The sequence below is a fragment of the Streptomyces sp. CRCS-T-1 genome, assembly GCF_024442335.1.
GTDB classification, from domain to species: domain Bacteria; phylum Actinomycetota; class Actinomycetes; order Streptomycetales; family Streptomycetaceae; genus Streptomyces; species Streptomyces koelreuteriae.
Genome location: NZ_CP101651.1, coordinates 5,918,032 through 5,929,795 on the forward strand (window position 1 = coordinate 5,918,032; position 11,764 = coordinate 5,929,795).

At 68.5% G+C, this 11,764-nt stretch carries 11 protein-coding genes; 8 read left to right on the plus strand and 3 right to left on the minus strand.

All coding sequences use genetic code 11. The features are described from left to right. Positions 1-11 precede the first annotated feature (11 nt). Positions 12-1,637: an MFS transporter gene (locus tag NNW99_RS26790; protein ID WP_215121695.1), complete on the plus strand. Its 1,626-nt coding sequence runs from the start codon at positions 12-14 to the stop codon at positions 1,635-1,637. 235 nt (positions 1,638-1,872) lie between these two features. Continuing rightward, positions 1,873-2,184 (plus strand): small hydrophobic protein, encoded by a 312-nt coding sequence (locus tag NNW99_RS26795; RefSeq protein WP_215121696.1) that lies wholly within the window; start codon positions 1,873-1,875, stop codon positions 2,182-2,184. Positions 2,185-2,247: 63 nt separating this feature from the next. Here NNW99_RS26795 and NNW99_RS26800 read toward each other — a convergent pair whose 3' ends face one another. Both NNW99_RS26800 and aceE read right to left on the minus strand, forming a co-directional pair. Next, complete coding sequence (locus tag NNW99_RS26800; protein WP_215121697.1) at positions 2,248-2,982, minus strand: potassium channel family protein; 735 nt, start codon at positions 2,980-2,982, stop codon at positions 2,248-2,250. Between the two features lie 83 nt (positions 2,983-3,065). Beyond that, a complete protein-coding gene (aceE, locus tag NNW99_RS26805; protein ID WP_215121698.1) occupies positions 3,066-5,813 on the minus strand; it encodes a pyruvate dehydrogenase (acetyl-transferring), homodimeric type in 2,748 nt (915 codons plus the stop codon). Positions 5,814-6,240: 427 nt separating this feature from the next. On the opposite strand from aceE, the gene NNW99_RS26810 reads away from it, so the two are divergent. The 6 genes from NNW99_RS26810 to NNW99_RS26835 all read left to right on the plus strand — a co-directional run bounded on the left by NNW99_RS26810 (position 6,241) and on the right by NNW99_RS26835 (position 10,781). Continuing rightward, complete coding sequence (locus tag NNW99_RS26810) at positions 6,241-6,678, plus strand: DUF3052 domain-containing protein (protein ID WP_039932421.1); 438 nt, start codon at positions 6,241-6,243, stop codon at positions 6,676-6,678. A 108-nt stretch (positions 6,679-6,786) separates the two neighbouring features. After that, positions 6,787-7,245 (plus strand): peroxiredoxin, encoded by a 459-nt coding sequence (locus NNW99_RS26815; RefSeq protein ID WP_215121699.1) that lies wholly within the window; start codon positions 6,787-6,789, stop codon positions 7,243-7,245. Between the two features lie 147 nt (positions 7,246-7,392). Then, positions 7,393-7,968 carry a TerD family protein gene (locus NNW99_RS26820; RefSeq protein WP_184592174.1) on the plus strand — a complete coding sequence of 192 codons (576 nt, stop codon included), beginning with the start codon at positions 7,393-7,395 and terminating at the stop codon, positions 7,966-7,968. Between the two features lie 95 nt (positions 7,969-8,063). After that, positions 8,064-8,639, plus strand: a complete 576-nt coding sequence (locus NNW99_RS26825; protein ID WP_215121701.1) for a TerD family protein — start codon at positions 8,064-8,066, stop codon at positions 8,637-8,639. Between the two features lie 125 nt (positions 8,640-8,764). Beyond that, on the plus strand, positions 8,765-9,910 hold the full coding sequence (locus tag NNW99_RS26830) for a DUF475 domain-containing protein (RefSeq protein WP_215121703.1): 1,146 nt from the start codon (positions 8,765-8,767) through the stop codon (positions 9,908-9,910). A gap of 130 nt (positions 9,911-10,040) precedes the next feature. Continuing rightward, the gene (locus NNW99_RS26835; protein ID WP_215121704.1) at positions 10,041-10,781 is read left to right on the plus strand and encodes a Tellurium resistance; all 741 of its coding nucleotides are present in this window, start codon (positions 10,041-10,043) and stop codon (positions 10,779-10,781) included. A gap of 34 nt (positions 10,782-10,815) precedes the next feature. Here the strand turns inward: NNW99_RS26835 and NNW99_RS26840 are convergent, their stop codons facing one another. Then, positions 10,816-11,691 carry a TerD family protein gene (locus tag NNW99_RS26840; RefSeq protein WP_215121705.1) on the minus strand — a complete coding sequence of 292 codons (876 nt, stop codon included), beginning with the start codon at positions 11,689-11,691 and terminating at the stop codon, positions 10,816-10,818. Positions 11,692-11,764 lie beyond the last annotated feature (73 nt).

Sequence of the window (11,764 nt, forward strand, 5' to 3'; positions counted from 1 at the left end):
AGCCTCGTCGCATGACTAGTCAGACCACCATCGACACGACGGGGTCGGGGGGCAAGGCACCGGTGGCGCCGTCGGACGCGACGCCGGGCAAGGGGCTGCGGGGACACCCCTGGCTCACCCTCATCACCGTCGCTGTGGGGGTCATGATGGTGGCCCTCGACGGCACCATCGTGGCCATAGCCAACCCGGCCATACAGAAGGACCTCGGCGCGACCTTCGCCGAGGTCCAGTGGATCACCAACGGATACTTCCTCGCCCTCGCGGTCTCCCTGATCACCGCGGGCAAGCTCGGCGACCGCTTCGGCCACCGGCAGACCTTCCTCATCGGCGTCGTCGGCTTCGCCGCCGCCTCGGGCGCGATCGGCCTGTCCGACAGCATCGCGTTCGTCGTCGTCTTCCGCGTCCTTCAGGGCCTGTTCGGCGCGCTGCTGATGCCGGCCGCGCTCGGCCTGCTGCGGGCCGCCTTCCCGGCCGAGAAGCTGAACATGGCGATCGGCATCTGGGGCATGGTCATCGGCGCGTCCACCGCCGGCGGCCCGATCCTCGGCGGTGTGCTCGTCGAGCACGTCAACTGGCAGTCGGTGTTCTTCATCAACGTGCCGGTCGGCATCCTCGCCGTCGTCCTCGGCGTGCTGATCCTGCTCGACCACCGCGCCGAGAACGCCCCGCGCTCCTTCGACCTCCTGGGCATCGCCCTGCTGTCGACGGCCGTGTTCTGCCTGGTGTGGGCGCTCATCAAGGCCCCGCCGTCCGAGTGGGGCTGGGGCGACGTCAAGACGCTGTCGTTCCTCGGCGCTTCCGTGCTGTGCTTCGTGCTCTTCGCCTTCTGGGAGACGAAGGTGAAGGAGCCGCTGATCCCGCTCGCGCTGTTCCGTTCGGTGGCGCTGTCCGCGGGTGTCGTGCTGATGATCCTGATGGCCATCGCCTTCATGGGCGGCCTGTTCTTCGTGACGTTCTACCTCCAGAACGTGCACGGCATGAGCCCGATCGACGCGGGTCTGCATCTGCTGCCGCTCACCGGCATGATGATCGTCGGCTCGCCGCTGGCCGGCGCGATGATCACCAAGTTCGGCCCCCGTGTCCCGCTCGCCGGCGGCATGGCGTTCACCGCGATCGCCATGTACGGGATGTCGACCCTGGAGACGGACACCGGCAGCGGCGTCATGTCGCTCTGGTTCGCGCTGCTGGGCTTCGGCCTCGCGCCGGTCATGGTCGGTGCCACGGAGGTCATCGTCGGCAACGCGCCCATGGAGCTCTCGGGCGTGGCGGGCGGTCTTCAGCAGGCCGCCATGCAGATCGGCGGCAGCCTCGGTACGGCCGTGCTGGGCGCGGTGATGGCCTCCAAGGTCAACAGCGACCTCGCGGGCAACTGGGCGAAGGCGGGCCTTCCGCCGCTGACGCCGGAGCAGGAGCACCAGGCGTCCGAGGCGGTCCAGGTCGGTGTCCCGCCGCTGGCGCCCGGGACGCCGGACGCGATCGCCGCGAAGATCACGGGCGTCGCGCACGACACGTTCATCTCCGGCATGAGCGCGGCGTCCCTCGTGGCCGCCGGGGTCGCCGTCGTCGCGGTGCTGGTGGCGTTCCTCACCAAGCGCGGTGAGAACGCGGAGGCCGGCGCGGGAGCGGCGCACATCTGACGCTCCCTGACGGGGCGTTCGCTCATCAGGGTGAACCAGACCGCTGACCCCTCCCCTTCGGCGGGCCTCGCAGGTCACAGTGGGTCAAGTCCTCCGCAGGGCATGGAGGACGGTCGCTGCGGCGCGCTGCCGGAGGGGGGCAGCGCGCAGGCAGCGGGATTGAGCCTCGCATCGTGTGGTACCCGCCATGTCGTACCCGCACCAACCCCAACCGACCGAGGGTTTACGGGAGTCGATGATGGCGAGCTTCGGACACGGTACGCGCAGGCACCCCCGCTCACGTGGCCGGACGGGGTCACGGACCGGGCCGGATCGCGCGACGCTCGCAATCATCGGAGTCATCTGCGCGGTCGCCGGATTCTTCGTGCTGGGGATCATCCTCGGCCCCGCGGCGATCGTCTGCGGCTGGCTCGCCATGGGCCGCACGTGGTCGGGCTCCCGCCCGACCACGGCCGTGGTCGCCCTGATCCTGGGCGCCATCGACACCCTCCTGGCCATCATCTGGCTGGCCGGAGCGACGACTCCGGGCAACGGCCTGCTGTTCTGACCCGGGGAAGCGACCGGCAAACGAAAAGGGCCTCCGGCACCGAGCCGGCGGCCCTTTCGGGTCTCACTCCACCGGCGTCCCCTTCAGCGCCGCCAACTCCCCCCGCAGCGCCCGCACCTCCTCCGTCAGCTCCCGTATCGCCTCCGTCTGCCGGCGTTCCTCCACGTCGTCCTTCTCGAACCGCGCTATGAACCACGCCGCGATGTTCGCCGTCACCACACCCAGCAGCGCGATCCCGGAGAGCATCAGCCCGACCGCCAGCATCCGCCCCAGACCGGTCGTCGGCGCGTGATCCCCGTACCCGACGGTCGTCATCGTCGTGAAGGACCACCACACCGCGTCACCCAGCGTCCTGATGTTCCCGTCCGGCGAGTCCCGCTCCACCGACAGCACCGCCAGCGACCCGAACATCAGCAACCCGACCACCGCGCCGGCGACATACGTGGTGAGCCGTATCTGCGAGGCCATCCGCGCCCGCTGCCCGACCAGCAGCAGCGTCGACACCAGCCGCAGCAGCCGCATCGGCTGGATCACCGGCAGCAACACCGCGCACAGGTCGAGCCAGTGCGTCCGTACGAACCGCAGCCGCCGCTCCGCGAGCGCCAGCCGGATCACGTAGTCGAGCGCGAACGCGCCCCACACCACCCACTCCACCGCGGTGCACAGTTCCACCACGTCCCGGCTCGCGTCCGGCCGGACGATGGGCACGGCGTAGGCGACGGCGAAGGCCAGGGCCAGGCCGAAGAGGGGCCGCTGAGTGTGCTGTTCCCAACGGAGTTGGGCCGACTGCTCTTGCATGGCCGCATCGTAGAAAACGTGAAGGGGTGGTGCGCCCACGGTGTACCCGTGACGCGCACCACCCCTTGACGGTGTTCAGCGGGTCAGGCGTCGCCGCCCGCGGCCCCCGGGTCGGCCGCCGCCACGTCGAGCAGCTGGTACCGGTCGATGGCCTGCTTGAGCGCCGACCGGTCGACCTTGCCCGCCCGGGCCAGCTCGGTCAGCACCGCCACCACGATCGACTGCGCGTCGATGTGGAAGAACCGGCGGGCCGCGCCCCGCGTGTCGGCGAAGCCGAAGCCGTCCGCGCCGAGCGACTGGTACGTCTGCGGCACCCAGCGCGCGATCTGGTCCGGAACCGACCGCATCCAGTCGGACACGGCCACGACCGGCCCCTGCGCGTCGGCGAGCTTCCGCGTCACATACGGCACCCGCTGCTCCTCCTCGGGGTGCAGCAGATTGTGCCGCTCGCAGTCCACGGCCTCGCGCCGCAGCTCGTTCCAGGAGGTCGCCGACCAGACGTCCGCCTTGACGTTCCACTCCTCGGCCAGGATCTGCTGCGCCTCGACCGCCCACGGCACCGCGACACCGGACGCCATGATCTGCGCCGGGATCGAGCCCTCGGTGCCCTCGCTGAAGCGGTACACGCCCCTGAGGATGCCGTCGACGTCCACGTCCGCCGGCTCGGCCGGGTGCTGGATCGGCTCGTTGTAGACGGTCAGGTAGTAGAAGACGTCCTCGCCGTGCGGGTGCTCCTCGGAGCCGCCGTACATCCGGCGCAGGCCGTCCTGCACGATGTGGGCGATCTCGAAGCCGAACGCCGGGTCGTACGCGACGCAGCCGGGGTTCGTGGAGGCCAGCAGCTGGGAGTGGCCGTCGGCGTGCTGGAGGCCCTCACCGGTCAGGGTCGTACGGCCCGCGGTCGCGCCCAGGACGAAACCGCGCGCCAGCTGGTCGGCCATCTGCCAGAACTGATCGCCGGTGCGCTGGAAACCGAACATCGAGTAGAAGACGTAGACCGGGATCAGCGGCTCGCCATGGGTGGCGTAGGCCGATCCGGCCGCGATCAGCGAGGCCGTGCAGCCCGCCTCCGAGATGCCGTCGTGCAGCATCTGGCCGTTCGGCGACTCCTTGTAGGCGAGCAGCAGATCGCGGTCGACCGACTCGTACTGCTGGCCGAGCGGGTTGTAGATCTTCGCACTCGGGAAGAACGAGTCCATGCCGAACGTGCGGTACTCGTCCGGCGCGATCAGCACGAACCGCTTGCCGATCTCCTTGTCCCGCATGAGGTCCTTGAGGAGCCGGACAAAGGCCATCGTCGTCGCGATGGACTGCTGGCCCGAGCCCTTCTTCACGGTCGCGTACGTCTTGTCCTCGGGGAGGGACAGCGGCTCGGACCGCACGACACGCGTCGGGACGTAACCGCCGAGTCCCTTGCGGCGGTCGTGCATGTACTGGATCTCCTCCGAGTCCCGGCCCGGGTGGTAGTACGGCGGCGCGCCGGACTCCAGCTCCTTGTCCGGGATCGGCAGGTGGAGGCGGTCGCGGAAGCGCTTGAGGTCGTCGACCGTGAGCTTCTTCATCTGGTGCGTGGCGTTGCGGCCCTCGAAGTTCGGGCCCAGCGTCCAGCCCTTGATCGTCTTGGCGAGGATCACCGTCGGCTGGCCCTTGTGCTCCGCCGCCGCCTTGTACGCCGCGAAGATCTTCTTGTGGTCGTGACCGCCGCGCCCCAGGTGCAGGACCTGGTCGTCGGTCATGCCCTCGACCATCGCCCGCAGCCGGTGGTCGTCGCCGAAGAAGTGGTCGCGGATGTACGCGCCGGTCTCGGTCGCGTACGTCTGGAACTGTCCGTCGGGCGTGGTGTTCATTCGGTTGACCAGCACGCCGTCGCGGTCCTGGGCGAGCAGCGGGTCCCAGCTGCGGTCCCAGACCAGCTTGATCACGTTCCAGCCGGCGCCGCGGAAGACCGACTCCAGCTCCTGGATGACCTTGCCGTTGCCGCGCACCGGGCCGTCGAGGCGCTGGAGGTTGCAGTTGACGACGAAGGTCAGGTTGTCCAGGCCCTCGCGGGCGGCGAGCGTGAGCTGGCCCAGCGACTCCGGCTCGTCCATCTCGCCGTCGCCGAGGAACGCCCATACGCGCGACTTGGAGGTGTCGGCGATCCCGCGCGCGTGCATATAGCGGTTCATCCGCGCCTGGTAGATCGCGCCGATCGGGCCGAGGCCCATCGACACCGTCGGGAACTCCCAGAAGTCCGGCATGAGACGCGGGTGCGGGTACGAGGACAGGCCGTGGGGCGCCTTCGACTTCTCCTGCCGGAAGCCGTCCAGGTTCTCTTCGCTGAGCCGGTCCAGCATGAAGGCGCGGGCGTAGATGCCCGGTGAGGCGTGGCCCTGGAAGAAGACCTGGTCGCCGCCGTCGCCCTCGTCCTTGCCGCGGAAGAAGTGGTTGAAGCCGACGTCGTAGAGGGACGCGGAGGACGCGAACGTGGCGATGTGGCCGCCGACGCCGATGCCGGGGCGCTGGGCCCTGGACACCATCACGGCCGCGTTCCAGCGGGTCGCGTTGAGGATCTTCCGCTCGATCTCCTCGTTGCCCGGGAAGAACGGCTCGCTCTTGGTCGGGATGGTGTTGACGTAGTCGGTGCTGCGCATCTCCGGCACGGCCACGCGCTTCTCGCGGGCCCGCTCGATCAGCCGCAGCATCAGATAGCGGGCGCGCTCCCGGCCGCGCTCGTCCACGGCGGCGTCGAGCGAGTCGAGCCACTCCTGCGTCTCTTCGGGGTCGAAGTCAGGAACCTGACTCGGAAGGCCGCCAATGATGATCGGGTTGCGATCGGATGCGGAAGCCACGCTGTTCCTTACCTGTCGGAGGGCCGTGCCGGGGCCGCTGCTTCGCTGGGGTCGCTGGGCGATGTCGCTGGGCTGCGCCGCCACCCATGGTCTACCTCGACGCCGTAAACGTCATCTCTACCGATCGGTAACCCCAGGCGTGACGCCGGCGGGAACTCGGCTCTGTGACGTATGGGACGAATACATTCGAGTCTCGTACCCACAGACGATTCCCAAACGCCCAAACAGGGCAGAAAGGTGTGGTGTACGTCACCTCGGACCATGATGGTGTGCCTGGAGTTGCGGCGACACGGCCAGGATCGTCACCGTTTCGGCGGTCTGAACGGCCGGGTACTTGCGCGATCCGCCCCGCCCGTGTGGACTACGGCCAATGCTTCGCGCACGCGCGTGGCTGAGACATTCCCAAAACATGATCAGGAGGCAACCCGTGAGCGCGACCGCGGACCACGCGGAGGAGCGGACGAACCCTGCCGCCAGGCTGGGGTTCCAGCCCGGGCAGGTGGTCCAGGAGATCGGCTACGACGACGACGTGGACCAGGAACTCCGTGAAGCCATCGAAGGCATTGTGGAGAGCGACCTGGTGGACGAGGACTACGACGACGTGGCCGACGCCGTTGTGCTGTGGTTCCGTGACGACGACGGCGACCTGACGGACTCGCTGGTCGATGCCACCACGTACATCGAAGAGGGCGGCGCGATCCTGCTCCTCACGCCGAAGACCGGCCGTTCGGGCTATGTGGAGCCGAGCGACATCTCGGAGGCCGCCACCACGGCGGGTCTGACGGCGTCCAAGAGCGTCAGCGTCGGAAAGGACTGGAGCGGCAGCCGGCTGGCCACGCCGAAGGCCGCCAAGTCCAAGCGTTAGTCGTTGGACGGGGCGGGCCGACAGCCGTCGGCCCGCCCATCGGCCTGCCCCGGTGCCTGCGTAGGGTGGCTTCCATCCGAGAAGCCGCACGAAGGGACATCCACCACGATGGCGATCCAGGCCGGCGAGAAGGCCCCCGACTTCGAGCTCAAGGACAACCACGGCGCGAGCGTGCGGCTGTCCGACTTCCGCGGCGAGAAGAACGTCGTGCTGCTCTTCTACCCCTTCGCCTTCACCGGCGTCTGCACCGGCGAGCTGTGCGAGCTGCGTGACAACCTGCCGCAGTTCGCCGACCGCGACACCCAGCTCCTCGCCGTCTCGAACGACTCCATCCACACCCTGCGCGTCTTCGCCGAGCAGGAGGGTCTGGAGTACCCGCTGCTGTCGGATTTCTGGCCGCACGGCAACGTCTCGCGGGCCTACGGCGTCTTCGACGAGGACAAGGGCTGCGCCGCGCGCGGCACCTTCGTCATCGACAAGGAGGGCGTCGTGCGGTGGACCGTCGTCAACGGCCTGCCGGACGCGCGCGACCTGAACGACTACGTGAAGGCGCTCGACTCCCTGTGACGCCGGTCGGGCGTCATGTGCCCGACACCCGCTGAATTCCGGGCTTCAGGGCCTGGGTGGTGCGGGAACCCGTCACTAGGATCGACTCGTTGATCCGACATCCGAGCACAACGGGGCATCCCGCCCCAGAACACCAATGGAGGACTCGTGGGAGTCAGCCTCAGCAAGGGCGGCAACGTATCGCTTAGCAAGGAGGCGCCGGGCCTGACCGCGGTCATCATCGGTCTGGGGTGGGACATCCGCACCACGACCGGCACGGACTTCGACCTGGACGCCAGCGCGCTGCTGCTGAACAACTCCGGCAAGGTCGGCAACGACCAGCACTTCATCTTCTTCAACAACCTCAAGACGCCGGACGGCTCCGTCGAGCACACCGGCGACAACCTCACCGGTGAGGGCGAGGGTGACGACGAGCAGATCAAGGTCGACCTCGCCACCGTCCCGGCCGACGTAGAGAAGATCGTCTTCCCGGTCTCGATCTACGACGCCGAGACCCGCCAGCAGTCCTTCGGCCAGGTGCGCAACGCGTTCATCCGCGTCGTGAACCAGGCCGGCGGCACCGAGATCGCCCGGTACGACCTGAGCGAGGACGCCTCCACCGAGACCGCCATGGTCTTCGGTGAGCTCTACCGCCACGGCGCGGAGTGGAAGTTCCGCGCCATCGGCCAGGGCTACGCCTCGGGCCTGCGCGGCATCGCGCAGGACTTCGGCGTGAACGTCTGAGCGGACGAGCTCAAGGCCTCACCATCCGGCGCCGCACGGTTTACGTGCGGCGCCGGACGCGCAGGACCACCTGAGAAGGAACAGGGGAGGGAATCATGGGCGTCACGCTCGCCAAGGGAGGCAATGTCTCCCTGTCCAAGGCCGCACCGAACCTCACGCAGGTGATGATCGGGCTCGGCTGGGACGCGCGCTCCACCACCGGAGCCCCCTTCGACCTCGACGCCAGCGCCCTGGTGTGCGGCGGCGGGCGGGTGCTCGGGGACGAGTGGTTCGTGTTCTACAACCAGCTCAAGAGCCCGGACGGCTCGGTGGAGCACACCGGTGACAACCTCACCGGTGAGGGCGACGGCGACGACGAGTCGCTCCTGATCGACCTCTCCAAGGTGCCGCCGCAGTGCGACAAGATCGTGTTCCCCGTCTCCATCCACATGGCCGACGAGCGCGGCCAGACCTTCGGCCAGGTCAGCAACGCCTTCATCCGCGTCGTGAACCAGGCCGACGGCCAGGAACTCGCCCGCTACGACCTGAGCGAGGACGCCTCCACCGAGACCGCGATGATCTTCGGTGAGGTCTATCGCTACCAGGGCGAATGGAAGTTCAGGGCCGTGGGACAGGGGTACGCGTCGGGGCTGCGGGGGATCGCGCTGGACTTCGGAGTCAGCGTCTCATAACGCGTTATGAGCAAAATCCGGGGCCCGGTGGGGTATGGAGGGGGCCGGACTAGACTTCGGCTTCAAAAGTTCGTAAAGCCGGGTACGGCGCGGGGGAGCCCCGTACACACACGATTGGGTAGCCAGTGGTTCTGAAAACCTTCGGGTGGTCGTTCGCGGTCACCGCGCTCGGCCTGGTCGCAGCGATTCTCTACGGAGGGTGGACCGCGTTCGGCGTCGTAGCGATCCTGTCCGTCCTCGAGATCTCGCTGTCCTTCGACAACGCGGTGGTCAACGCCGGGATCCTGAAGAAGATGAATGCCTTCTGGCAGAAGATCTTCCTCACGATCGGCATCCTGATCGCCGTCTTCGGCATGCGACTGGTCTTCCCTGTCGTGATCGTCGCGATCAGCGCCCAGCTGGGGCCGATCGAGGCCGTCGACCTCGCGCTCACCGACAAGGACCAGTACCAGCAGTACGTCACCGACGCCCACCCGTCGATCGCCGCCTTCGGTGGCATGTTCCTGCTGATGATCTTCCTCGACTTCATCTTCGAGGACCGGGACATCAAGTGGCTCGGCTGGCTGGAGCGCCCGCTGGCCAAGCTCGGCAAGGTCGACATGCTGTCGGTCTGCATCGCCCTGATCATCCTGCTGATCTCCTCGATGACCTTCGGCGCCAACGCCCACCAGCACGGCGGCACCCACGCCGACAAGGCGGAGACCGTCCTGCTCTCCGGTGTCATGGGTCTGATCACCTACATGATCGTCGGCGGCCTCTCCGGCTACTTCGAGGACAAGCTCGAAGAGGAGGAGGAGCGCGAGCACGAGGCCGAGGAGAAGGCCGCCCGCGAAGGCAAGCCCAAGTCGGCCGTCAAGCTGGCCGGCAAGGCCGCGTTCTTCATGTTCCTCTACCTCGAGGTCCTGGACGCCTCCTTCTCCTTCGACGGTGTGATCGGCGCCTTCGCCATCACCAACGACATCGTCCTGATGGCCCTCGGCCTCGGCATCGGCGCCATGTACGTCCGGTCCCTCACGGTCTACCTGGTCCGCGAGGGCACCCTCGACGACTACGTCTACCTGGAGCACGGCGCGCACTACGCGATCGGCGCGCTCGCCCTGGTCCTGCTCGTCACCATCCAGTACGAGATCAACGAGTTCATCACCGGCCTCATCGGTGTCGTGCTGATCGGCGCCTCCTTCTGGTCCTCCGTGCGCCGCAACCGCGCCATCGCGGCGGCCGAGGGAAAAGCCGGCTCGGACGAGAAGACTGAGGTCTCGTCCGGGGTGTGACACCCCTCCGGGTGAGGAACGCTCTGTGCGGGGCGGCTGCCGAGGCGAGTCCTCGGCGCCGCCCCGTCGGGCTGTCACGACCGTGGGACATGCGATGACCTGCGGTCTCCAAGTGAAGGTGGGGGGCGGAATGGGCCTGTTCGACGGACTCGGGCGCGGGCGGAACACGCAGTTCGACTCGGGCCACGCGGCAACGAACGCGATCGAGCTGACCAAGCGGCACGCGCAGATATCACTCACCAAGCAGGACGCGGCCACCGGCCATCTGCGCGTCAATCTGAGCTGGCGGATGCGCACGTCCGACATCGGCGGCCCCCAGCGCGAGAGCCTGCTGCGGCACCCCTTCCGGGCCCTGAAGCCCCCTGAGGTCGTCGGCCACAGCCAGAGCATGGTCAACGTCGACCTCGACCTGGGCTGCCTCTACGAGCTCCAGGACGGCACCAAGGGCGTCGTCCAGCCCCTCGGCGGCTACTTCGGCGACGTCAACGCCCCGCCGTACGTCAAGCTCAGCGGCGACGACCGCTTCGGCTCCGGGTCCGGCGAGACGATGTACATCAACCTCGACCACCGCGAAAACATCAAGCGGCTCCTGGTCTTCGTCTACATCTACGACCAGACACCCGCCTTCGACCGCACCCACGCCAGCGTCACCCTCTACCCGAGCAGCGGCCCGCGCATCGAGATCCACCTCGACGAACGCCAGCCGCAGGCGCGCTCCTGTGCCGTCGTCATGATCGAGAAGGTCAAGAACGACGAGATCATCGTGCGCCGCGAGGCGAAGTTCGTCTACGGCTTCCAGGCCGAGCTGGACCGGCTGTACGGGTGGGGTCTGCAGTGGGGCCGGGGCTACAAGACGAAGGTCGAGCGCTGAGGGCCCGCCCTTGAGGGGGCGGGCCCGGGGCTTCTCAGCGTCCGATGAACTGCGGACCCTGCGGGGGCAGGCGGAAGTCCGGGTCGGGGGCCGCGGTGATCGGCGGCGGATAGCCGTAGCCGGTCTGCGCCCCCGTGACGCCGGCCGCGGCCGGAGCCTGGGGATAGCCGTAGGCGGGCTGGCTCGCGGGCTGCGGGTAGCCGTACGCCGGCTGCGTCGTCGCGGGCTGCTGGGGCGGATAGCCGTAGGCGGGCTGCGCGGGGACGACGGTCGGCTGCTCCGGAGGCAGCGGCCGCGACACCTCGGGGGCGGGCGCTTGCGTGGTCGCGGCCGTGGTGGGCAGGGCCGACGTCTCCTGCGCGGCCTCCGACTCGTCCACCGAGATGCCGTAGTCGGTCGCGAGCCCCTGCAGCCCGTTCGAATAGCCCTCGCCGAGCGCCCGGAACTTCCAGCCCTCGCCGCGCCGGTACAGCTCGCCGCAGATCAGCGCGGTCTCCTCGCCCGTCTCCGGCTTGACGTCGAAGTACGCCAGCGCTTCCGCCTCGGTGCCCGCCGCGTCGTACAGCAGGATGCGCAGCGCCTGTACGCGGTCGAACGGGATGCCGTCCGCCGATGCGACCAGCAGAATCCGGCTGACTCCCGACTCGACACCGGTGAGCTCTGTCTGGATCGTGTCGGTCAGGCCCTCGGCTGCCCGCTTCTTGCCGAGCCGCCACACCTTCCCCGAGGGGTGCCGGGGCTGGTTGTAGAAGACGAAGTCCTCGTCGGAGCGCACACGACCGTCGGGGCCGAGGAGCAGCGCGGAGGCATCGACGTCCGGAACCCCCTGTCCGGGTGTCCAGCGCAGCACGGCGCGCACCGTGGTGGCTTCCAGCGGGACGTTCGACCCCTTCAGCATCGCGTGCGTCATGCGGTCATCCTGCCTTCTCGGTCCTGCTCACGACAACGCGGGGCCGGGCTCCACGAGCGGCGCCGACGGCCGT